Genomic DNA, 23,359 nt, shown 5'->3' with positions numbered 1-23,359 from the left:
CGCGTCATGGGGTCGGCGTGGATGTCGGGGTGGTCGAGGGCGCGGTGTCGCCCGCCGGCGTGTCGAGCGTGATCGTCCAGGACCCGTCGCCGGTGTCGGCGTCGACCTGGAACACGACGCGATCCGTGGGCTCCCAGGACGCGCGGACGTCGACCTCGTCGAACTCGTTCACGAGCAGGTCCCATCCGCCGACGGTGACGACGGCGACCATGAACAGGCCGCTCCCGGTGTGCTGGAAGCGCCCGCTCAAGGCGGCTCCCTCGTACATCAGCACCGCGTTGCCCTGACCGCCGGCGGACACGCCCATCGGCAGCACCTCCGGCGTCGTCACCTCGGCGGTCCATTCCGTGAGCGACGGTGCGAACCAGAGGAGTCCGTCCTCGTCACCCGGCAGCACCAGGATGTCGGAGTCGGGGTAGAGCGAGCCGAGGTAGCCCGGGTACTGCCACTCCTCGGAGTCGGGATCGAACTCGACGCCCTGCTGCTGGTAGACCCGGACCCAGTCGGCTTCGCCCTCGCCTTCGGGGTTGTCGACCATGAAGAGGGCGGAGTCCGCGTCGATCCGCAGAAAGCCGCCCGCCGCCGTGCCGTGGAGCACGCCGTCGACGATCTCGTACTCCTCAGGCTCGTCGGCGAGCCACGGCGCGTACGCCTCCTCACCGGGGGCGCCGACGTACACCTCGCCTGTCTGCTCGTCGACGGCGACCTGCGGCAGCACGAGGAAGGCGATCACCGCGACGGCGACGGTGCCGACGATCCAGGTCACGAGCGAGAACCGCCGGATGCGCTCCACGCCCGCCATCAGGGGCTCACCGCCGTCGCACTCGGGGCCGGTGCCGGTGTGGGCGCGCCGGTGGCGGCGGGCGCCGGATCGTCGGGGAAGGCGATGGTCCACCCGGCGTCGTCCCACGCGTCGATCACGAACAGCACCGGGTCGCCGTCGGCCCAGGCGATGGAGCGGTCGGTGGGCTCGTTCGCGCTGAAGGCCTCGGTCACGCCCGCCGATGTGACGGTCTCGATGCTCACGCGACCCTCGCCACGCGTGCTGATGCGCGCCGTGGTGGCGGTCGAGCCGAGGGCGAACACGGCCGAGCCGACTCCGCTCACCGTGCCCGAGCGCTCCTCGACCGGCGGTGTGGTGATCCTCATGCGCCAGCGCTCGTCGCGGAACCCGTCGATCCAGAGTTCGACGTCGGCCTGCGGCACGATGACCCACTTGCCCTCGGTGGCGATGTACGACTCGAACTCGGCGGGGCCGCCGTACTCGCTCTCGGCGAGGATCTCGCCGGCGGGGCCGGTGACCGAGATTCTGCCGACGTACGTGTCGTCGAGCTCGGTGATCAGCAGCGGCTGTGCCGGGTCGAGCCCGTCGAGCGCCACCATCGCGCCGTCGACGCCGCTGTACACCCCGTCGCCCTCGTCGTCGGCGAGCACGGGGTCGGGGTTCAGCCACGGCTCGTACCCGTAGTCGTCGGGCACCGAGACCTCGTCTCCGGCTCCGGGGAGCAGCGTGACGCCGATGAGGAGGATCGCCACGACCCCGAAGATCCACACGAATCCGTTGAACCCGAGCAGACGGCTGCGAGCCGCACTGCTCAGCGTCGTGTTCGAACTCATTCCCGCCTTCCGACCCCGACCAGGCTATACAAACCGCAGGGGGTCGACCGACCGTCAGCGCATCGGCAGGAGGCAGGTCGGCGAGGGCGCGTCGGCGCGGTGCCGCACGCGCCCCGGCACACCGGTGCGCAGGTCGAGCGTGAGCGAGGCGACCTCGTCCGACAGCTGACCGGCGACGAGCAGGATGTCGCGCACCACGAGGTGGTGCCGCGGCCAGTCGACGCCGGCGTCGACGAGGGCGACCGGAGCCACCTCGTCGCCGGCGCCGCGAACGCGGAGCGTCGCGAGGGTGTTGCTGCCGCGCACACCGGCGTACACGAACTCGCCGTCGCGCGAGAGAGCCACCTCGGCGGCGCTGTCGCCGGGAAGCGTGCCCGCCCCGAGCGGCGCGCCGCCGACGAGCCGCCAGGTGCGGTCCACCGAGGGTGCGAGCACGAACAGCTCGCACGAGAGCTCGGTCACGACGTAGAGGTGGCCGCTCGGATGCCAGACCATGTGCCGCGGGCCGCTGCCCTTCGGCAGCGTCATCTGCTGCACCGGCCGCAGGCCGCTGCCGCCGTCGCGCCAGAACCGGACGACGTCGTAGCCGAGGTCGGTGGTCGCGAGGAGCCCGCCGGGGAGGAACACGGCCTGGTGCGCGCGCGAGGGACACGCGGCGTCCCCCTCCGCGCCGGTCTCGGCCTGCTCCACGACGTCGTGATCGGGCACGAGGTGCGCGTACTCGTCGCCGGCGGCTTCCCGCAGGGCGCGGGTGGCGGCGACGAGGTCGATGTCGCCGGCCGAGGCCGGGGCGGAGGCGGCGTCTGGGCCGTACGGGTCGACGGCCGCCGGCGCCGTGACCGGCGAGGAGGGCCGGCCGGCGGCATCCAGGTCCATCCGGATCACCCGGCCATCGCCCCAGCAGCTCGCGATCAGGAAGCGGCCGTCGGGGGACACCGCGACGTGGCAGACCGCCTCGCCGGCGGGGACGGCGCCGCCGAGCGGGACGAACGTCGCCTCACCCGTGCGGCGGAACGCCTGTACCTGCCGGCGGTTCTCGAGCGCCGCGTAGACGACATCGCCCGGCGTCACCGTCAGCGACCCGGGGTGCGGCGCGAGCCACGACGGCGAGTCGGCGGCGGCGACATCGCCGGCGAACGCGAGCGCGCCACCCGCGGAGTTCTCGTCGGGGGCGCCGGCGAGCAGCATCCCGAGCCCGCTCGCACGGCCGTCCATGTCGGCGGTGTATCCGCCCAGGAGGAATCTCATGTCGGACGGCGGCCGCTCAGTCGACGAGGTCGTGGCGCACGATCACGGCTTCGCGGGACGCGCCGACGCCGATCACCGAGATGCGCGTGCCGCTCATCGCCTCGAGGGCGAGGACGTACTCCTGCGCCTCGAGGGGGAGGTCCTCGAAGGTGCGCGCGCCCGAGATGTCCTGCTTCCAGCCGGGGAAGTACTCGAGGATCGGCACGGCGTGGTGGAAGTCGGACTGGTTCACCGGCACCTCGTCGAAGCGCTGCCCGTCGACGTCGTACGCGACGCACACCGGGATCTGGTCGAGTCCGGTGAGGATGTCGAGCTTCGTCAGCACGAGGTCGGTGATGCCGTTGATGCGAGTCGCGTAGCGCGTGATGGGCGCGTCGTACCAGCCGACGCGGCGCGGGCGGCCGGTTGTGGTGCCGAACTCGAAGCCGCGCGAGCGGAGGAAGTCGCCGTTCTCGTCGAACAGCTCGGTCGGGAACGGGCCCGAGCCGACGCGGGTGGTGTAGGCCTTCACGATGCCGACGATGCGGTCGAGGCGATTCGGGCCGACGCCCGAGCCGGTCGCCGCGCCGCCCGCCGTCGCCGACGACGAGGTCACGAACGGGTAGGTGCCGTGGTCGACGTCGAGCATCGTTGCCTGGCCGCCCTCGAACACCACGACGTCGCCTGCGTCGAGGGCTTCGTTGAGCAGCAGCCCGGTGTCGGCGACCATCGGGCGCAGGCGCTCGGTGTACGACAGCAGGTCGTCGACGATCTCGTCGGCCGTGATCGCGCGGCGGTTGAAGATCTTCACCAGCAGGTGGTTCTTCAGGTCGAGAGCGCCCTCGACCTTCTGGCGCAGGATGTTCTCGTCGAAGAGGTCCTGCACGCGGATGCCGACGCGGTTGATCTTGTCGGCGTAGGCGGGGCCGATGCCGCGCCCGGTCGTGCCGATCTGCCGCTTGCCGAGGAAGCGCTCGGTGACCTTGTCGAGGGTGCGGTGGTACTGCGTGATGATGTGGGCGTTGGCGCTCACTCGCAGGCGCGACGTGTCGACGCCTCGCGCGTGCAGCGCCTCGAGCTCGGCGAACAGCACCTCGAGGTCGACCACGACGCCGTTGCCGATCACGGCGTTCACGCCGGGAGAGAGGATGCCGGACGGCAGGAGGTGCAGCGCATACTTCTCGTCGCCGATCACGACCGTGTGTCCGGCGTTGTTGCCGCCGTTGAACTTGACCACCCAGTCGGTGCGCTCACCCAGGAGATCGGTGGCCTTGCCCTTGCCCTCGTCTCCCCACTGGACTCCGACGATCACGATGCCTGGCATGGCTACTCCCCCGTTATCGGACGGTTACACCCCATCCTATCGGGGTGTCTCCGACATGCCTTTCGAGGCGGTTGAGGATGCTCCCGGTCGCGGACGTCCTCGGACGACGCCCGGCGGGGGTGGGCGGTATGGTTCCAGCACCGGCTCCGACGACGGCGCGGGGAGGAGTACGGGGTGGACGAAGGCAGCGCGGAGACCCTCGCCGTAGGCGTCGTGCGAGTGGACAGGTCGGGCACGATCGCCGCGGCCAACCAGTGGTTCTCGGAGTGGGCAGGGGTCGCAGCCGACGAGATCGTCGGCCGATCGATCGGCGAGTTCCTCGTCCATTCCCACGAGGATCTGCTCCCGGCCGACGCCACGCAGGGACCCTGGATGATGCTGCACGCCCGAGAGCACGACCGGGCGGTCCTGATGACCCGTCAGCGTCGTGGCACCGGTGACGTGCTCATGCTGGCCGAGGCGACCGAGCGGTTCCGCGCGATGATCGATCTGCGCCGGCGGTATGCGCTGGCCGACCGCACCAGGACGCGACTGGAGATCGTGATGGACTCGTCCGTCGCCTTCTCCACCGCGTCGACGGAGCGCTCGCTCGCCGAGATCCTCGCCGACACGACGGCCCGCGCTTATCGCGCCGAGGAGTCGACCGTGCTCCTGCGCAAACTCGACCGGACGAGCCGGATCGCTGCCGGACCCGACGTGCTGGGCGGCCGCATCGACGTCGATGCGCTCATCGGGATGGTGGCCGCACCACGGCGGGTCGTGAAGGTGGTCGGCGACGCGGAAGGCGAGCGCCTCGTCCCCGGGCTCGGTGCGGCGATGCGGGACGCTGACGTCCGCGCGTTCATTGCCGCGCCGCTGCACCACGAGGAGGCAGACTTCGGCGCGTTCATCAGCTGGTTCCACCACGAGCGCACGTTCGACGACGAAGCCGCTCCGCTGGCCGAGGCCCTCGCCGGTCAAGCCGGCCAAGCGCTCGCCACCCTTCGCCTCCAGGCGCGGCTTGCGCACGCCGCCACGCACGACGAGGTGACGGGACTGCCGAACCGGCGAGTGCTGGAGAGCCAGATGGACGAGGTCCTGGGCGGCCGCGGTTGCGCGGTGCTGTTCATCGACCTGGACGGCTTCAAGCATGTGAACGACCGGTTCGGCCATCAGGCCGGAGACAGGATGCTGCGCGACGTGGGCCGGCGACTGCTCACGGCGGTGCGCGGCTCCGATCTCGTCGCCCGGTACGGGGGCGACGAGTTCGTGGTGGTGTGCGAGGTCGGCGAGCCTTCCGACGCGGTGGAGATCGCGGAGCGGATCCTCGACCTGTTCCGCGCCGAGCCGACGGGATCCGCCACCCCTCTGAGCGCGAGCATCGGGATCGCGGTCGCCTCCTCCGGCAGCGGAGTCATGGCCGACCAGCTGCTCCGCCACGCCGACCTCGCGATGTACCGCGCGAAGAGCGCCGGCGGCAACCGGATCGAGCTCGAGCAGGCCTGAGTCCGGTACGTCCACCGCTCTGAGACCTTCCGCGACGATGGCTACCGTTCGGACAGCCCGAGCTGGGCACGCAGTTCGAGGTCGTTCTCGGAACCGGTGAACTCGGCGATGCGCCGGTTGGTCACACGGTACATCGAGAACTCGGCCACATTGACATGGCGCCGCGTCGGCGCGATACCGCGGAACGTGCCCAGATGGGTGCCGCTGCCGCGCAGATGAGCGGCGACGCGGTCGTCCTCCACGACGAGCTGGATGCGGCGCCACCGCCAGTCGGGGAAGCCCTGGAACAGGTCGGCCATGTCGGTGACCCACGCCTCGGCCCCACCGGGCAGATGGGCGCGCCGGACCGACGGATCGACGAACGAGCGGATGGCATCGAGGTCATGCCGGTTGCAGGCGTCGAGGTACTCGGCGTACCACTCCCGCATCTCCCACGGCTCCACTCCCTCATTATCCGGGGAGCGGGGACGTCACCGTATCGAGTCGCGTGCCGACGGCAGTGCGTGGCGCCACGCCCTGCGGACCCAGTCGAAGATCGGCGCGATCGCTCGCCAGCGTCGTCCGAACAGCGCCTTGCCGAACGAGTAGTCCTGCTCCGTCATGTCAGATCCCTGCCGATGGCCGCGTGCGGCAGCACAGGGTCGGAACGTCGACGAGCCGAGGGAGCGGGCTCGCGCGGAGGCCTATGTGCCGAGGTGAACGCCGGGGGTCTGGGGCGCCAGGCCAAGGGTAGGCGCAAAACGGCCGGTTGTCGCCTGTTTCTACAAATTGGCGAGGCGCGATCCGGGGCGGGGCGGTCGGCGTCGGGCCAAGGACCCGACGCCGACGGCCGTCGCTTCATCTCAGCGTCGAGGCAGGACCTCGAGCGTGGTCTCGAGGACGTCGTCGCCGGTGATGGCTCCGACGGGGCCCAGACCGTACCGGTCGTACTTCGCATGGAGGGCGCTGTCGAGGCTCGGACGCACCTCGGGGTCGGCAAGGCGGAAGGTGACGTCGACCTCGACGCCGCCGGCGCTGATCCGACCCTGGCCGGAGCGCAGCGCCCGGCGGAACCATCCGTTCTCCGGCCCACGGGCGGAGCGGATGTAGAGCGCGTCGCCGACGGTGGCGTGCCAGATCGTGGTGAAGGGCCGCAGTGTCCCGTCCGGCCGCTGCGACGTCACGCGCAGCTCGGTCGCGCCGCCGATCCGGCGGAGCTCGTCCGCGGTCCAGGCGGTCACGACGCGCTCTCGCGGCTGCTGCGCGGGTACTCACCCTACCTGCCCGATCGTTCGTCGGGCTCCAGCAGCAGCTCCTGACCGCGGGCGAGAGCGAGAGTCGCGGTCTCGCGTGAGACGAGAGGCGAGGCCCGGCGCTCGCCCACCGGGCCTCCCCTGGAACGGCTAGGAGTTGATCTGCTCGACGACGTCGTCGGCCGACTTCTCGATCGCCTCGCGCAGCTTCTCGTAGTCGTCGGAATCGATCGCCTTGCTGATCCGCTTGTCAGCCCTGGTCAGCGCCTTCTCGACGTTGTCGGCCCACTTGTCGTCGACGACCGCGACGACCGCGGAGGTCCCGGGCGCGAGGTACTCGTCGACGTCGACGCCGAACTGCTTCTCCTCACGGTTCTTCTTGATCTTTCCGAGGATCGCGCCGATGCCGGCCCCGATCGCGGTGGCCGCCAAGAGCGGCGGCGCGAACAGGCCGACGACCACGCCGGCGCCGGCGCCCCAGGCCGCACCGTGGCCCACGGACTTGTCGCCGTGCTCCTTGACCTGGACCTTGCCATCCTTGTCACGGACGAGCACCACGGCGCCGATGATCTCGTACCCGCCGGTGTCCTGGCCGCTTCGGAGGGCTTCGTAGTCGTCTGCCGCGGAGTCCGTGTCGTCGTACGAGCCGACCACCAGTGCGAGGTTCTGCGTACCCATCGATCTCTCCTTCGGTTGATCTCCGAAAGCGACCGGCCGGTCGCTTTCGGACTCTGGGTCATCAGGGTGCTGCGATCCTATTGCGCAGCGACACGGCCCGCGAGGCTCTGAACGGTGAATTCTCGCCAGTCCCGCGTCACCACACGAGCTGGTCGCGACGGCGGGTGAGGTACGCCCGCTCGGCCGGGTTGCCGGCGAGTTCGATGGCTCGGTCGTACGCCCTCCGAGATGCGTCACTTCGCCCGACCCTCCGCAGCAGGTCGGCGCGCGCCGCGTGGTAGGCGTGGTACCCGTCGAGGGCCTCGCTGAGTCGGTCGATCTCGGCAAGCGCAACATCGGGGCCGTCCAGTTCGGCGACCGCGATCGCGCGGTTGAGTCGCACGATCGGGGAGCCATCGAGCCGGATCAGGCGGTCGTAGAGAGCGACGATCTGGGACCAGTCGGTATCGCGTGCGGAAGGGGCATCCGTGTGCACCGCGTTGATCGCCGCCAGCAGCTGGTATCGCCCTGGTGGGGCGGCACCGGCGGCGACCGCGCCGATCCGCTCGCGGACCAGGGAGTGCCCCTCGATGACCTGGGCTCGGTTCCACGCGCCGCGGTCTTGCTCGTCCAAGGTGACCAGCTCACCGGAGTGAGACACGCGCGCGATGCGTCGCGCGTCAGCGAGGAGCATCAGGGCGAGGAGGCCGGTCACCTCACCCTCATCGGGAAGGAGCGTGCGCAGGAGGCGGCCCAGGCGGATCGCCTCGTCGGTCAGGTCGGCGCGCAGCGGGTCATCCCCGGCGGTGGCGAGATAGCCCTCGTTGAAGATGAGGTAGATCACCGCGAGCACCCCGGCGAGCCGTTCGCGGATGTCGTCCGCCGACGGCATCCGGAAGGGGATGTGCGCCGCCTTGATCTTCGCCTTCGCGCGGGTGATCCGTCGCGCCATCGTGGTCTCCGGCACCAGGAAGGCGTGGGCGATCTCTGCGACAGTGAGCCCGCCGAGCAGGCGCAGGGTCAGCGCGACCCGCGCCTCCATGGCGAGGGCAGGATGACAGCAGATGAAGACCAGCCGCAGCCGGTCGTCCTCGACCGGCCCGGTCGGCTCGTGTGGAGTGTCGTCGGACAGCATCTGAGCCGCCTGGTGTTTGCCTTCGCGATGGGACTCGCGACGCAGCCGGTCGATCGCCTTGCGCGTCGCGGTGGTGGTGAGCCATGCGCCGGGGTTGGGCGGTACTCCGTCGCGCGGCCACCGCTCCACCGCGGCGACGAATGCCTCGGCGGCTGCATCCTCGGCGAGATCGAGATCGCCGAAGCGACGGGCGAGACCGGCCACCACCCGCGCCCACTCCTCGTGATGGGCGCGGGCGATGGCCTTCTCGACGCGGGATCCGGTCACGACTCCCGCAGAGCCCGAGCGGATGCCGGGAGCCGCGCCGGACGCGATTCGACAGCACCGAGCTGTACGTCCTCAGCCGGCGCCAACGCGGACTGGATGCAGCGGGTCATCGTCATTCAGCCACGCGCGATTGCCGTTCGATGATCTCCGAGACGTCTGACGGGAATCGGTGCACCTCCTGCGGCCAGTCCAGTGCGACGGCGAGTCGCCCTGCCCAGTAGCGTGCGGCCTCATCGTCCGGCACTTCCACGACGGTGAATCCGCCGAGATGCTCCTTGCTCTCGACGAACGGCCCGTCGGTGAAGACCGGCTTCCCGTCCTTGCTCACGACGCTGCAGACTGCGGTCGAGGCATCGATTCCGCCATCCGCGTAGAGGAAGACGCCCGCCTCCTTCATGTCGTCGAGGAGGGCTCGCGAGGCCTCGCTCTTGGCGCGCAGTTCGTCGGGGGTGTGCTCGGGCACCCACTCGTCGTTGAATGCGATCAGATACTTCGTCACTGCCGTCTCCTCTCATCGGGACGAGAGCCATGTCGTGGCTCCTCGGTCGCGGCGACCCGGACGGGGTCGCACACCTGATCCACGAACGGCGACGCTCGGATACGACACTATCCCCGAGACATTCTCAGGATCGGCACTCCTTGGGTTGCGGCCAGGGGCTTGGTTGAGCGGCAGGTTCGTCCCGGTCAGGCTGGGGTATGGCGAGGGGCGGCGGCTCCGAGAAGCTCAGCGATCGAGACCGCCCACGCGTCGATCGCGTCCCATTCGCGAAAGTCGCCCTCGGGCAGGACGTCGCGAATCGCGGGCATCCACGCGACGATCCGGTCGGCTCCGCGGATCTTGTCGTGGTGGTATGCCCCGCGGAACACCTGCGCGCCCTTCGGGTGGAGAAGGTCCGCGAAGTCGGCGAACTGCTTGGGCTCGGCTCCTTTCAGAACGTCCTTTCCGTCCGCATCGACGGTCTCCGTGCCGAGCGGCCCGCTGCTGAAGAGCCAGGTCGGGCGGGACGAGAGCACGCCGGCATTGCGGGTGACGAACGTGCGGGCAGCCTTCCGCCAATTGAACTCATAGGTCGCCGACCCCACCACGAAGGCGTCGTAGCCCGAGACGTCGGGCACTTCGCTGCAGCGGATGACGTCAGCGTCGAGATCGCATTCGCGCAACGCTTCGCCAATACGCTCCGCGATGCCTTCCGTTGCGCCGTACTTGCTCTCATATGCGACGAGTACCTTCATGGTGAATCTCCTTGACTCGCGTTCTGTGGCTGAAGAGCCGAGGCGGAGCCCGCCTGTCGGGTCCCGTGAGTGCTGTCTGCGGAGAAGGCCCCCCGCGGGCGCGGCCCCGACTCAGCCTGTGCGGCAGGGGCACCGACTGCAGGGCCGAAGGTCCTGCCGTGCGCGATACGACACGACGCGCGCGTTCTCGCTCCGTCATGCTCGTGGGAAAGCACTCTCAGTGTCGTAGGTATGTTCTAGCCTTGGAGCATGTTCACCGATCCCGACATCCCCTACCAGGTGTTTCCGGATGAACTCGATCTGGTCGTCGAGGCAGCCACCATGATGACGGTGCTCGCCGCGCAGCGGCTCGAGCGGATCGATGCGATGCGGCGCGAGGCGCTTCGCGATGCGACGCGCAACGGCCGGGTTCTGACCGAGGTCGTAGAGCGGGGCGTGCGGCTGGAGCTGGCGGCCGCTCTTCGGATCACCGAGCACGCCGCGGGCGAGCTGCTGACCTTCGCCGAGGCGATGGTGCACTCCTACCCGGCGGTGCTGGTCTCGATGGAGCGGGCACAGATCACCGAGGTGCACGCGCAGATCCTTGTCGCCGCGGTCAACGAACTCGAGCCGGAGTTCCGTGCCCAGGTGCTCGAGTCGGGCATCGTGCTGGCGGAGTCGGAGGCGGTCGGCACCTTCCGCCGCAAGCTGCGCACACTGATCGACAAAGTCCGCTCGGCCACCCTCACCGAACGCTACGAGAGGGCTGTGACAAGGCGACGGATCGCGGTCGAGCCCGACGATGGCGGGATGGGATGGCTGCACGTCTACGCACCCATGGTCGCCATCCACGCCGCCGTCTCTCGGGTGACCGCGATGGCGAAAGCCATGAAGGTCCGCGATGGAGAGACGCGCACCCTCGACCAAGTACGCGCCGACGTCGTCCTCGACCTGCTCATCGACGGCGCCACCGAGATCCACCCCGACCACGCCCGCGGTGCGCGGGCGACGGTATTCGTCACCACACCGGTTCTCGCGCTCCTCCACGACTCCGACGCATCCCGCGCCGCGGCGGGGATCGACCCGCCGGTCGTGGAAGGCATCGGACCGATCCCGCTGCCCGTGGCGCGGGAACTCGCGGGCGGTGCATCCGGGTGGACGCGAGTGCTGACCCACCCCGAGACGGGCATGGTGCTCTCCGTCGGCCGCGACCAGTACCGGCCGCCACCCGCACTTCAGAAGCTGGTGAAGTGGCGTGCCGATCGATGCATGGGACCAGGCTGCGGGATGCCGGCCTCCCGGTGCGACGTCGACCACAACGTCGACTGGGCCCTCGGCGGACACACCGAACTCACCAATCTCGCACCGTTGTGCGAAGGCCACCACACCGTCCGACATCACACCGACTGGAGCATCGAACAAGTCCCCGGCTCGGGCGGCGCGATCCGATGGACTTCGCCTTCCGGCCGCCACTACCTCGTCAAGCCGGAGCGCGCGGTCCCCGTGTTCCGCTCCACCGAGAGTTCCGACGCGCCGTTCTGATCGCACGACCGCCGCGCCCCGACCGAGCCAAACGGATGGTCCGGCACGTTCGCTAGCCTGCTGCTGATGAGTTTCGATGTGGAGACGTGCGGCGCGAACGCCGTGACCTGGGCGCTCGCGCGCGAAGGATCGACGGCGTACGCGACGCGTTGCCTTGCGTTCGTCGAGGACGCGATCGAGCGCTCGAACGACCTCGAGTTGTTCGGCGGCGACGACGCGGCCGAATCGGCGCGCCTCTACGCGGCATCGGTGAACACCGGCGAGCCGCCCGTCCACGCCCTGGCGTTCTACGAGAGCGTCGGGGAGATCTTCGGCGAGCGCCGCGACTGGGGACATGTGGGGCTCGGCCTCGGCCACGGCCGGGTCGTGCACGCGTGGGACCGGGTGCGCGTCGACGACTACCGCGATCTCGAAGCGCTGACGCCCGCGCCCGACTGGGAGCCGCTGCGCTGGATCGGCTGGGTGCCGCTCGCCCGCGCACTCGAGGGTGCGCAGCCGCGCGTGTGGGACGAGGATGCCGCCACCGCAGCCATGCGGATGCAGGCGGAGCGGTTCGGCGGCTGAAGAACCTCGGCGCGAGGCATCCGTCGTTCTAGGCGGTTCGCAGGATGCGCTCCGTGACACGCGCCGAGAAGTGCAGCGCGTCGACGGGGACGCGCTCGTCGGCCGCGTGGAACTGGGCGAACACGTCGAAGTCGCGGGGCACCCGCAGCGGCACGAAGCCATAGCCGTGGATGCCGAGCCTCGCGAAGTGCTTGTTGTCGGTGCTCGCCGGCAGCAGGTACGGCACGACGACGCCGTCGGGGTCGTCGTGCGAGATCGCGTCCTGCAGGATGCCGATGATGGGGGCGTCGACGGGCGCCTCGGTCGCCGACCACCAGCGCCCCTCGCGGATCTCGATGCCGTCGCCCACGACCTCTCGCAGCCCGGCACGCAGCGCCTCGTCTTCCCCCGGGAGGATGCGGATGTCGAGGCGCGCCGAGGCCTCGGCCGGGATGATGTTCGTCTTGTCACCCGCGGCGAGCACCGTCGGCGTCGCGGTGTTGCGCGTCGTCGCGCCGACCAGCGACGACACGAACCCGAGGCTCTCCAGGTCGGCGGCGAGCGACTCGTCGGTGAACGCCAGCCCGCGCGCCTCGCCGAACACATCGAGGAACCGCTGCAGCGCGGGAGTGCGCACCACGGGGAACCGATGAGCGCCGACCGCAGCGACCGCCTGGGCGAGGCGCACCACGGCATTGTCGGCGGTCGGCCGAGAGCCGTGCGCGGCATGCCCTCGGGCGCTGAGCGTCGCCCAGGCGACGCCCTTCTCGCTCGTCGCGACGAGGTGCGCGTGCACCAGCAGGGCACCGGCATCCCGATCGCGTCCGGGGATGCGCGCAATGAGCGACCCGCGACCCGGGCGCGATTTCCACGAGCTCGGACGCGATGTCGGCCTCGGCCAGGCGCTCCTGGACGTACTGCGCGGCACGGGTCTCGCCGTCGCCGATGGTCGCGAGCACTCCTGTGTTCACCGTGTCGATTCGGATCAGTTCCTGCACGAACAGCAGCGCCTCGTCCTCCAGCAGCGTCGACACGAGATCATCCTCCAGCTCGGGCGGCGGACGTTCCACCGCGCCCGAGGGTAACCCGACGACGGGCGCCGGTGGCGGCACCCGCGCCACGCCGAGTCACACCGCGACACGACACGACCCGACAGACCCGGATCGGTATGGTGTGCGCATGACGCGTTCTCGGGCATGGGCGACGGTGTGGACGGTGCTGCGGCTGGCGATGGCGGCGGTCACCGTGGCGGCGATCACGGCGCAGCTGTCGAAGTCGATCGGCACGGCGGCCGAGCTCGGCCGCGACGTCACCACGACGATCGCGAACTTCTTCAGCTTCTTCACGATCCTCTCGAACGCCCTCGCGGGGATCGTGCTCGTGTGGGCGGCGGTGTGGTACTTCACCCGCGGACGCAGAGCGATCGCCGAGCCCCGGGCACTGGCCGTCGCGCTCGCCTGCGCGAGCACCTTCATGATTATCACCGGGATCGTCTACAACGCACTGCTGCGGGGCATCGAGCTGCCCCAGGGCAGCGCGCCCATCCCGTGGTCGAACGAGGTGCTGCATCTGATCGGCCCGCTGTTCCTGCTGGCCGACGTCTTCGTGGGCCCGCTGCGCCGGTCGCTGCCGTGGCGCAGCCTGTGGGCGGTGGTCGTCTTCCCGGTCCTCTGGGCCGTGTACACGATGATCCGCGGACCCCTCGTCACCAACCCCGTCTCGGGCGACCCGTTCTGGTACCCGTATCCGTTTCTGAATCCGAACAACCCGGGCGGCTGGCTCTCGGTGATCGTCTACGTCATCGGCATCGCGCTCGCGATCGTCGCGGTCGGGGCCTTCGTCGTGTGGTGGGGCCGCCGGATCGGTATCGCCGACACGGATGCCGATGCCTCGGCGCCGGCGGCGGCATCCGTCCCCTCGCGAGCCCTGTCGGAGTGACGCGCAACGGCCGTCGGGGACTGTTTGTGCGTTCTGTTCTCCATGCGGCGGACACGTTGTAGCCTCCCTCCAACACGCCCGTATCGGCGTGCGCTTCAGCCTGACCGACGCCACCGCGAGCGTGGCCGCACGAGAAGGCGGGGTCGGAGTATCCGGCCCCACCTTCTCGTCACGGTCAGCTCAGCCGACGCCGCCGCATCGCCGCGATCACCAGCACCAGACCGCTCGCGAGAACGGCCAGCCCGGCCGACAGCGCGATCACGACGCCGCGCCCCTCCAGCCCTGTCGGCGGGAGAGGTGCGATGAACGTGTTCGTGAAGACGATCGTCACCTGGCCCGACGCGAGGGTCACCGAGCCCGTGGTTCCGGGCTGCTCCTCACCATCGACGGTGATCGTCGTCTGGTCGGCGTCACCGGCATCCGTCTCGGCGACAGTGCACTCGCTGCCCGCAGGCAGGTCAACGATCTCGGCCGTGAGACCGTCAGGACCGCCGATCTCGTACGACGAGTCGTGCACCACCAGCCCGGGTGCGGGATGCGAGGGGTCGATGAGGACGCAGGTGACGTCCACCGGGAAGGTGCGCGTCACGGTGGAGGCCGCCGTGCCGTCGACGACCTTCGAGATGCGCAGATCAGTCACGCCGAAGGCATTGGCGATCGCCACGGACGTCTGATCCTCGGCATCCGTGTTCGGGAGCAGTGCGAGCGACGCCGTGGTCGCCGCTGCCGGATCACCGGCCTCGCCGCCTTCGGTCACGACGATCGTCGTGGACTCGGCGCCCGCCGTGTCGGTCTCGGTGACGGTGCACTCGGCACCCTCGGGCAGCTCCGTCCACGTCACCGTCTCGCCGTCCGCGATCGTCTGCGTCATCGGCTCGGCGGCAGCGACCTGCTGCTCGTTCCAGAGGCAGTCCAGCGTCACCTCGAACGGGCCGTACGAGATCGGCTCGCCGTCGATGCCCGTCGCCTCGGACTCCACCGTCTTGGTGACGGAGACCTGCGCCAGGTTGAAGGTGTTGCGGACCTGCAGGCTCGGCTGAGGCTGATCGTCGACGCTCAGGATGGTCGGATCGGTCTCGACGGTGAAGGTGTAGCCCTCGCCGTCGCCGGCGATGACATTGCCCTCCGCGTCCAGGATCTCGGTCTCGTTCGCTCCCCCGTCGTCCACCTCGATGAGGCGGCACTCGGCCCCGGTAGGCAGATTCTCCCAGAGCGCCGTCGGCGAGTCCGCGCTGACGACACGGATGCCGCCGTCGGGGATGTCGACGATCTCGCCGTCGCGGACGCAGACCAGACGCAGTTCGTACGCCGCGGTGCCGAACTTCTCGGCGCCGTCGCCGGCGAACGTCTTCGTCACCTCGAGGGAGCCGGTGAGGTACCAGTTGGTGGCGGTCACCGTCACGAGGCCACCGCCCTCCGGGACGATGCCCGTCCCGATCGAGGTGTCTTCACCGTCGTTGGGCTCGATCACCACGGCGTCCGCGCCGTTGAGGTCGTCCTCGACGACGGTGCACTCGGAGCCTGCGACCACGTCGTAGACGGCCGAACTCCAGCCGTTGCCCGCGTTCAGCTCCAGCTGCGCGTCGATCACCGTCTCTCCGGCGTACACGCAGGTGACGGTGAAGGTGAACGTCCGGTCGAGCCCGAACTGGTCGGCGCCCGCTCCCTCGAACTCCTTCACGAGCACCAGCACTGTCGCATCGAACAGGTTCGTGTACGTGACGGTGTTGACGACGGCGGTGCTGTCGGGCTGCAGTTCGGGGATCACCACGGTGCGCGTCTCCTGGTCGATCTGCGGCGCGAGCTCGCCCTCCGCACCCGGTACGCCCGCGGCGGTGACCGTGCCGTCGGCACCGCGATCGTCGGTCTCGGTGACCGTGCATTCGGAGCGCGCCGGGATCTCGGTGATCGTCTCGGTGTCACCCGCGTCGAGCGTGAACGTCTCGTCGACCACGGTCTCGCCCTGGAAGGTGCAGACGACCTGGAACTCGAACTGCGTCGGAACGAACGGGCTCTCGGACTCGACCTCTTTGCCGACCTCGAGGGACGCCCACTCGTAAGTGTTCTCGATGTCGAGCGCGAACGTCTCGCCGGCAGCGGTCACCGTGATCGACGACGGCGTCACCGTCGTGCCGGTCTGACCGAAGTCGTCCTCCTCGACCGTGCAGACCGATCCCACCGGGACGTCGGGGATCACGACCGGGTCCTCGCCGGGGACGATCGTCACGACGCCGTCGTCGGCGAGCGGCACGTCAGCGCCCTGCCACGTGCACGACACGGTCGCCGTGTACTCCGCCGGTACGGGGAAGCCCTCCGGCGCATCCACCGTCTTCGCGACCGACACCGAGCCGTTGTCGAATTCGTTCGTCACCGTGACCACGACCGGCGTCTCGCCGTCACCGACGGTCACTGTCGCGGGTGCGATCGTCTGCTCGGTGGCGAACCCGTCATCCGTCTCGGTCAGGGTGCACTCGGCACCGGTCGGCAGACCCTCGTACAGCGCGGTGCCGGCTCCCGTGATGGTGCGCGTCGCCCCGCCGGGGATCGACACGTCGACGGTCTCGCCGTTGACGACGCGCGTGCACGCGAGGCTCACCTCGTACTCGTACGTCGTCGCCGGGTCCAGAGCGTTGGCGGGAGCGCCTTCGAGCTCCTTCTGCACCTCGAGCGAGCCGACGGTGAACGTGTTGGTGATGTCGGCTGCGACCGGTGCCGCAGGATCGTCGCCGACGACGACCGTGACGCTTCCGGTCGACGAGTTGGCGCCGCCGTCCTCCGTCTCTGTGACGGTGCACTCGGCGCCCGTCGGCAGGTTCTCGACGAGCCACGTCGGATCGTCGGCGCTGAGGGTCGTGGAGTCCTCGAACACGGGGTCGGGCGCGACGCCGTCGAGCGTGCACGACATCTCGACGGTGAAGGTGGCACCGCCCCAGACCTCTCCGCCGGCCCCGGCGATCACCTTGGTGACCTCGACGGCGCCGACGGTGTAGGCGTTCTCGACGGCGACGAGGGTGAGCGCCGTGGTCGAGCCCTCGTCGTACGGAAGGACCGTGAAGGAGGCCTCCGTCGACTCCAGCAGGTCACCCTCGGTGCCGTCCTCGGTGATGACGACGGTCGTTCCTGCGGCACCGGCCGCGTCCGTCTCGGTCACCGTGCACTCCGCGCCGGCGGGGATGTCGGAGAACGTCTTCGACTCCCCGTCGGCGAGCGTGAACTCCAGGTCGGCCTCGGGGATCGTCTCCTGGTCGAGGAACGTGCAGCTCGCCGAGAAGGAGTAGGTGCGTTCGTAGACGATGGGCTCGCCGTCCTGGTTCTCGGCGCCCCCGTTGTCGACGCTCTTCAGTACGGTGAAGCCACCGGTCGCGTACTCGTTCGTGACCTCGATCGAGGCCTGCTCCGGGTCACCGCTGTACGGGTCCCAGACGGACGGCTCCTCGCTCCAGTCCCGGTCGGCGATGACGCCGTCCTCCGGATCGACCGTCACGGTGACGCCGGGGATGAGCGGGTCCTCGACCACGGTGCACGTCGAGAAGAGCGGCAGGTTCACCGGTCCGGTGATGCTGTTGTAGGCGAGGACCGTGCCGTCGGCATCCACCGACGGACGGCTGGCGTCGCTGCCGTCGGCGTGCAGGAGCGTCGCCTCCTGGCCGCCCGAGAGGCAGGTCACGAGCAGCGGATAGCTGTCGGGCAGGTCGACGTCGGTCGCGAAGTCGGGCGCCTCGACGACCTTAGACAGCAGCAGCTGCCCGGTGGCGGCTGCGATACCGACCTTCTGCGGCTCGACCACGAGCGACGGGCGCTCCGGCTGAGTGACCGTGGCGTTCGACCGGGATGCCGTCGCGAACGAGTTGTACGCGATCGGCAGGCCTTCGGGCACCGCCGATTCCGCCGGAAGCAGGTACGGCGTCTGCGTGTCGTAGAGGAGCCGGAGCGTCTCACCCGGGCGCAGGCCCGGAGCGGGCGAGAGCTCGTCGGGGTTCGAGTACTCGAGCACGAGGAGCACGCTGCGGGCGGCCTGCAGCGTCGCGGGAGGCGTGGCGGCGCTCGCGAGCTCCCAGTCGAAGTCGCACGCGGGGTCCGCAGCGGCGTCCTCGGTGAACACCTTGATCGCGTTGTCGTTGCAGCTCTGGCTGAGCTGCACCGGCGACAGGTAGATGCCGTACGACGAGTAGGCGCTGTCGGCGAGGTCCGCGAAGTTGGCCGTCACACCGCCCGTCAGCGTCACGGAGAACTGCGAGCCGCGATCACCGGGCACGATCACACCCTGATCGTTCTGGTCGGGGAGCGTGTCCACGGCGGCGACGACCCGCGCGCTCGTGTTCCCGGTGTTCGTGAAGTCGACGCGCCATTGCTCGGTGCCGCCCGGCCGAGTGACCGGCGCACAGGGATACGAGTAGAAGCCGAGGTTGGTGACACCGGGAAGGCTGGGATCGCACGCGGCCGCATCGCCGTCCACGTTGAGCACGCCGAGGTCCTCGTCGCCGGCGACGTCCGGATCACCCGCGTCCAGACCGCGCACATACTTCTTCGCGGCGATCGTCGCCGAGGCCAACGGGGTGATCTCCGTGTCGGCGGAGCAGTCGGGCACGCCGGGCGGGGTGTTCTCGACGGGCTTCGGAAAGAGGTCACTGCCGTCCTGGACGGTCGTCCCCTGGCACGTCTCGAAGAGGCGGTCCGACGAGACCGTGACCTCGTTGCCGACCGTGGTGTCAGGCGTCACATCGTCACGGAAGAGCAGCGGCGCGTTCACGGTGAGCGTCCACCCGGCATTGAACACGAAGTCGGCGGGCGACTGGATCGTCAGCAGACCGGTCGCCTCGTTGAGGGATGCCGTGAAGCCGGGGTCTTCGCTCGGCGCGCCCGTGCCGCTCAGCGCGAACGTGTAGGCGGTGGGATCGGGTTCGACGAGGAGGGAGCCCTCGGCATCCGTCTCCACCTGGTCGACGACCGTCAGGCCGGTCATGTTCCACTGGCCGGTGTTGGCGACGGTGATGACGTACGGGATGGTGCCGCCGGCGCCGATCAGCGACGACGAGCCGCGGGTCTTCGTGACGCTGACGGCGTTCGGCCGGTGGAGCACGACCGTGGAATCGGCCGCCTCACCCGCCTGCTCGAACTCCTGTACTCCGAACTGGGCGGTGCTGAACGACTGCACGTCATCGCTGATGACGCCCGGCTCCGTCTCGCCGGGGTTCGCCTGCAGGTCGGGGCGCGTGGTCGACACGAGCACGCTCGGATCGCTGCGCAGCGTGTCGCGGCGCATCGTGGTGAGCGAGAACGTCAGCTGCGGGTTGTACGGGCGCTCCCACTGGAGCACGTCTCCCTCGGCATCCACTTCCTGCGCGCGGAAGCGCACGCCGACGACGGTGCCCTCGTCCGTCACTCCGGCGGGCAGGTCGAAGCTGACGATGTCGCCGGCGGCGGCATCCGTCCATTCGCCGTCGACCCAGCATGGCGAGTCGTCGGTCAGCGGCGCGCCGTCGCAGGTGGCCACGAGCTCTCCACTGACAACGGTGTACTCGACATCGCTGCCGGCGTCGTCATCGACCAGGACGTCCATCGCCACCCGGTTCACGGGCGCCGGCACGGTGATCTGCGCGCCGACGTAGTCCATCGTGTTCCAGAACGTCGCAGCGGTGTCGGTCAGGCTGAAGAAGGTGGTGCGAGCGGTGCCGTTCGGACGCCCGCCGAGCTGCGTGACGTAGCTCTTGGACTGGTCCTCGTAGACCGACTCGGGAGTGATCGACTTGGTCGTCTCGATGGCGTAGCTCGCCGCGACGATCTGGAAATCGTCGCTCGCGTCGGCGGCACCGGTGCCGCACTGATTGTCGGCGCAGTCCTCGAGGACTGGGCTCTCCAGCTGGGTGTGCGCATCGTTCTGGATGCTCTCGCCTGCCGGGGTCACCGTCACGGGCGTGCCCGGGTCCGACCGGAGCACGTCGCGCAGCTGCCACGTCAGCGTGAGGCCGCCGGTCGCGCCCGACGCGATCACGGCGCCGCCTTCGTCGTTGCGGAAGGCGACAGAGATGCCGGTCGCGTCCCGCAGCTCCGAGAAGTCCAGATCGAGGGCTTCGGCATATGTATAAGGGACGGCCGCGCCTCCGATCGTCAGGGTGACGGTGGTCTCGGCCTCGGTGATCCCGGACGGCAGCCGGATCGCGTCGATGTCGTAGAGGTTCAGCGTGTCGAATGCCGTCGGATCGGCCTGCGTGGGCGCGGGGTCGGAGATCACCATGCCGGTGACACGGGCTGCCGACGTGTTGGTCGCGACGAGCGTTGCGCTGATGAGCGGATAGTCGGCCGGGTCGACGTCCAGCGCCGGATCCGGCAGGCCGAGCTGCTCCTGGTCGAACTCCTTCGTGAGTGTCGCGTTGATCGGCTCGTCGACGATCAGGATCGTGTCGGCGGCGACGTCGACGCTGTCGACTCCGGTCGCCGCGTTCACGCCGTGGGCACTCGCGGTGTTGTCGACCAAGCCGGCCTGGTCGGTGTTGTAGCCGTACGGGTGGAGGTCTCCGAGCACCCACTGACCGGGGTCGCTGCGCAGCGTGTCCCGCACGCGGAAGTCCAGGTCGAAGGGCCGGCGATCGTACGACGATCCCACCCCTGCGCCCGCCGTCTTCTCGGTGAGCACGACCCGCACAGCGAGCGCGGCGGCACTCTGCTCGGCGGTGAGCTCGTAGCCCCCGAACTGGCCGTCGCAGCCGTTGGCGCACGCCTGGTCCGTGATGTCGGTCCAGCCCTCGCCGTCGAGCCACAGCGAGACCTCGGTGACCACGTCGTTCACGATCAGCGGGTCGGTGGATGCCGTGACGGGATCGATCGCCACGAGGTCGAAGGCGTCGTAGACCGACGCGACGCTGTTCTCCGGGTCCTCGGTCTCCGAGATGTCGGTCAGGGTCATCTCGGTGATGTTGAGGCCGTCGGTCGACCACCACAGCCGCGCCGTGCGGACGTCGCCCGACAGTGCCGGGACATCGTCGTCCGGCGTCCACTCCTTGTCGAGGAAGTCGGGCCCGGGGCCGCCGTCGATCGGCAGCAGGTCGATGTCGTCCGAAGTGCTGTCGGTCTGCTCGCCGCCGGCGTCGGGGTTGTCGACCAGCGATTGGGCGGTGTTGGTGAAGGTCACCTCTTCGTCGTGCGGCTGCGTCACCTCGACGTCGATGTGGGTCACCACCGTGAAGCCCGGCTGCAGCAGCTCGGGGCACCCCTCCGCATCCAGCGGGAGGTACTCGAACTGGATGCCGCCGATGTCGTCCTGCAGGTCGGCGGGGATCGAGTACGACCAGAGGTCCTCGGGACCGGGGATGGCGGTCGCGCCCGGGAAGTCTGTCCAGTCGCCGTTCGTCGACTTCGGCCAGTAGCGCACCGTGAGGGTCGTGCACTCGGGGATATCGGTGTTGTCGATCTGGGTCGCGGTGAAGTTGTCCCAGAACTCGGAGCCGAGGGCGGGGAGCTCCGGGTCCGAGATGACGAGCCGCTCCGAGCCGGCGGTCGACTCGGGCGTCACGTTGCCCGTGAGGGTGACATCCGCATCCGTGCCAGGCACGCCGAAGATCTGCTCGGGGCTGATGGACTTGGTGACGCTGGTGTCGATGGTGAGCGGCTCGATGGTGAACGGCGCCTCGGTGTCGGCCACCCCGGTCTGACCGTTGGTGTTCTCGACGGAGGTGTCGACGACGTTCGTGCTCGCCACCGCCTCTTCGGTGGACAGTGCGGTGACGTCCATAGGGATGGTCGCGTATGCGCCCGAGACGATGTCGTCGCCGGCGGCGGAGTAGACCACGGTGAAGCCCTCCACCGTGCACGCGTCGGTCGGGTCGGGCAGCGTGTCGACCGTCGACGTCGTCGCGGTGCTGTCGGCGCAGTCGCTGTATGTGTAGGTGATCTCGGCCGATGTCGCGGCGACCGGCCACGCGACCCCGGCGCCGAAGCCGTCGAAGCTGAGCCCCTGCTCGGTGAACGTCGAGGTGCCCGCGGACGGCTCGGCGACCGTGAGCGTCTGCACGTCCTGCTCGCCGACCGTCGCCGTGATGCTGGCCGTCGTGCTCTGCCCGCTGACGAGAGTGTTGTCGCCGAACGACTTCGCGATGGCGACGTCGGGCAGCCGCTGCGCGATGGTGATGCCCGCGTCGTCCGTCACCGGGTCGCTTTCGTCGTCGCCCTTGGTGACGAGGGAGGACGCGATGTTCGTCACGGTCGCCTCGGAGCCGTCCGGGATGTCGGTGACGGCGTCGGTGGTCGTGGTGTGCACCACGACCTCGCCGGTGGCCCCGGGCGCGAACGAGCCGGTGAAGGTGACACGGATGCCGCCGGAGGCGGAGATCGGATCGGGTGCGGTGGTCGTCCAGGCGCCGTCCACGTAGTACTCGGTGGTGGTGGCGGTAGTGCCGGCGGGGGCGGTGACGTCGTAGCCCGTCACATCGAGGTAGCCGCCGAAGTCCGTCGGCGGCGTCGCCGGATCCTGCACGACGATGGTGTCGACGTTCTGGTTGGAGCCGTTGCCCGGCGTCACCGTCCAGTCGACCGGCTGCCCGGGGACTGCGGGAAGGGTGCTCGTCGGGCTGACGGCCTTGGTGATGCTGGGCAGCAGCGTGGTGTCGACATCGAGGACGATTTCGGCGGACGCCGACGTGCTCGGCGCGTTGTCGCCGGTGGCGGTCGCGGTGTTGGTGACCGTCGCGCCGTCCCAGGTGCCGTCGGCGGCCGGGTCCACGATGGCGTTCACCGTGATGGTCATGCTGTACCCGGCCGGCCACAGGACGGGATCAGCCGTGAGGTCGAGACCGGGCGCGACGGTGAACGTGTTCGTCGCGGAGTCGATCTGGAGGTCGTAGGTGCCCGCGGGCTGCCCGGCGGGCGGGTTGATCTGAACCGAGACCGGGTCGGTGAAGGCGGGGTTGAAGATGAGGGGCTCGGGGAGCGGGTCGCTCACGAGCGTGTTGTAGCAGCCTGGATCGTTCGTCGACGAGCAGTTGACGGTGATCTGATAGGTCACCGAGTCGCCCGGCCCGAACGGACCGGATTCGACCGCGATCTTCTGGATCGAGAAAGCGGCGACGGCGAAGGCGGGCGACGCGACGCCTACGAAGACGGATGCAGCAGCCAGCGTCAGTGCTGTGATGCCCGCCAGGAAACCTCTACGCCGATTCATATAACCCTCAACCCCCTGAGCGCGCA

At 69.6% G+C, this 23,359-nt stretch carries 18 protein-coding genes; 5 read left to right on the top strand and 13 right to left on the bottom strand.

Annotation, left to right across the window (positions count from 1 at the left end; all coding sequences use genetic code 11):
- Positions 1–4 precede the first annotated feature (4 nt).
- The 4 genes from MRBLWS13_RS13000 to MRBLWS13_RS12985 are packed head-to-tail and all read right to left on the bottom strand — an operon-like array spanning position 5 to position 4,168.
- On the bottom strand, positions 5–802 hold the full coding sequence (locus MRBLWS13_RS13000) for a hypothetical protein (RefSeq protein WP_349425773.1): 798 nt from the start codon (positions 800–802) through the stop codon (positions 5–7).
- Positions 802–1,617 (bottom strand): hypothetical protein, encoded by an 816-nt coding sequence (locus tag MRBLWS13_RS12995; RefSeq protein WP_349425772.1) that lies wholly within the window; start codon positions 1,615–1,617, stop codon positions 802–804. The genes MRBLWS13_RS13000 and MRBLWS13_RS12995 overlap by 1 nt, the downstream gene beginning before the upstream one ends.
- A gap of 54 nt (positions 1,618–1,671) precedes the next feature.
- Positions 1,672–2,865: a beta-propeller fold lactonase family protein gene (locus MRBLWS13_RS12990; RefSeq protein ID WP_349425771.1), complete on the bottom strand. Its 1,194-nt coding sequence runs from the start codon at positions 2,863–2,865 to the stop codon at positions 1,672–1,674.
- Between the two features lie 16 nt (positions 2,866–2,881).
- Complete coding sequence (locus MRBLWS13_RS12985) at positions 2,882–4,168, bottom strand: adenylosuccinate synthase (protein ID WP_349425770.1); 1,287 nt, start codon at positions 4,166–4,168, stop codon at positions 2,882–2,884.
- 174 nt (positions 4,169–4,342) lie between these two features.
- Between MRBLWS13_RS12985 and MRBLWS13_RS12980 the strand changes: the two genes are divergently transcribed.
- On the top strand, positions 4,343–5,653 hold the full coding sequence (locus MRBLWS13_RS12980; protein ID WP_349425769.1) for a diguanylate cyclase: 1,311 nt from the start codon (positions 4,343–4,345) through the stop codon (positions 5,651–5,653).
- Positions 5,654–5,694: 41 nt separating this feature from the next.
- On the opposite strand, the gene MRBLWS13_RS12975 is transcribed toward MRBLWS13_RS12980, so the two are convergent.
- The 7 genes from MRBLWS13_RS12975 to MRBLWS13_RS12945 all read right to left on the bottom strand — a co-directional run bounded on the left by MRBLWS13_RS12975 (position 5,695) and on the right by MRBLWS13_RS12945 (position 10,177).
- Positions 5,695–6,096 carry an ester cyclase gene (locus MRBLWS13_RS12975; RefSeq protein ID WP_349425768.1) on the bottom strand — a complete coding sequence of 134 codons (402 nt, stop codon included), beginning with the start codon at positions 6,094–6,096 and terminating at the stop codon, positions 5,695–5,697.
- Between the two features lie 27 nt (positions 6,097–6,123).
- Positions 6,124–6,255 (bottom strand): hypothetical protein, encoded by a 132-nt coding sequence (locus MRBLWS13_RS12970; RefSeq protein WP_349425767.1) that lies wholly within the window; start codon positions 6,253–6,255, stop codon positions 6,124–6,126.
- 240 nt (positions 6,256–6,495) lie between these two features.
- Positions 6,496–6,873 carry a DUF2255 family protein gene (locus MRBLWS13_RS12965; RefSeq protein ID WP_349425766.1) on the bottom strand — a complete coding sequence of 126 codons (378 nt, stop codon included), beginning with the start codon at positions 6,871–6,873 and terminating at the stop codon, positions 6,496–6,498.
- 162 nt (positions 6,874–7,035) lie between these two features.
- Complete coding sequence (locus MRBLWS13_RS12960; RefSeq protein ID WP_349425765.1) at positions 7,036–7,563, bottom strand: DUF1269 domain-containing protein; 528 nt, start codon at positions 7,561–7,563, stop codon at positions 7,036–7,038.
- Between the two features lie 136 nt (positions 7,564–7,699).
- A complete protein-coding gene (locus MRBLWS13_RS12955) occupies positions 7,700–8,944 on the bottom strand; it encodes a sigma-70 family RNA polymerase sigma factor (RefSeq protein ID WP_349425764.1) in 1,245 nt (414 codons plus the stop codon).
- 112 nt (positions 8,945–9,056) lie between these two features.
- Complete coding sequence (locus MRBLWS13_RS12950; RefSeq protein ID WP_349425763.1) at positions 9,057–9,443, bottom strand: YciI family protein; 387 nt, start codon at positions 9,441–9,443, stop codon at positions 9,057–9,059.
- Positions 9,444–9,628: 185 nt separating this feature from the next.
- A complete protein-coding gene (locus tag MRBLWS13_RS12945; RefSeq protein ID WP_349425762.1) occupies positions 9,629–10,177 on the bottom strand; it encodes a flavodoxin domain-containing protein in 549 nt (182 codons plus the stop codon).
- A 249-nt stretch (positions 10,178–10,426) separates the two neighbouring features.
- Here MRBLWS13_RS12945 and MRBLWS13_RS12940 point away from each other — a divergent pair, with 249 nt between their 5' ends.
- Together MRBLWS13_RS12940 and MRBLWS13_RS12935 are read left to right on the top strand one after the other, a co-directional pair.
- Positions 10,427–11,698 carry a DUF222 domain-containing protein gene (locus MRBLWS13_RS12940; RefSeq protein WP_349425761.1) on the top strand — a complete coding sequence of 424 codons (1,272 nt, stop codon included), beginning with the start codon at positions 10,427–10,429 and terminating at the stop codon, positions 11,696–11,698.
- A 66-nt stretch (positions 11,699–11,764) separates the two neighbouring features.
- Positions 11,765–12,262 (top strand): hypothetical protein, encoded by a 498-nt coding sequence (locus MRBLWS13_RS12935; protein ID WP_349425760.1) that lies wholly within the window; start codon positions 11,765–11,767, stop codon positions 12,260–12,262.
- Positions 12,263–12,290: 28 nt separating this feature from the next.
- Here the strand turns inward: MRBLWS13_RS12935 and MRBLWS13_RS12930 are convergent, their stop codons facing one another.
- Entirely contained in the window at positions 12,291–13,037 is a 747-nt protein-coding gene (locus tag MRBLWS13_RS12930; protein WP_349425759.1) for a peptidase dimerization domain-containing protein, read from the bottom strand.
- Between the two features lie 43 nt (positions 13,038–13,080).
- Between MRBLWS13_RS12930 and MRBLWS13_RS12925 the strand changes: the two genes are divergently transcribed.
- Together MRBLWS13_RS12925 and MRBLWS13_RS12920 are read left to right on the top strand one after the other, a co-directional pair.
- On the top strand, positions 13,081–13,326 hold the full coding sequence (locus MRBLWS13_RS12925; protein ID WP_349425758.1) for a hypothetical protein: 246 nt from the start codon (positions 13,081–13,083) through the stop codon (positions 13,324–13,326).
- A gap of 94 nt (positions 13,327–13,420) precedes the next feature.
- Positions 13,421–14,179 carry a Pr6Pr family membrane protein gene (locus tag MRBLWS13_RS12920; RefSeq protein WP_349425757.1) on the top strand — a complete coding sequence of 253 codons (759 nt, stop codon included), beginning with the start codon at positions 13,421–13,423 and terminating at the stop codon, positions 14,177–14,179.
- Positions 14,180–14,354: 175 nt separating this feature from the next.
- Here MRBLWS13_RS12920 and MRBLWS13_RS12915 read toward each other — a convergent pair whose 3' ends face one another.
- Positions 14,355–23,333, bottom strand: coding sequence for a DUF5979 domain-containing protein (locus MRBLWS13_RS12915; RefSeq protein ID WP_349425756.1), 8,979 nt, complete (start codon positions 23,331–23,333; stop codon positions 14,355–14,357).
- Positions 23,334–23,359 lie beyond the last annotated feature (26 nt).

The sequence above is a fragment of the Microbacterium sp. LWS13-1.2 genome, from assembly GCF_040144835.1.
Lineage (GTDB): Bacteria > Actinomycetota > Actinomycetes > Actinomycetales > Microbacteriaceae > Microbacterium.
This window is presented reverse-complemented; position numbering and strand designations above follow the sequence as displayed.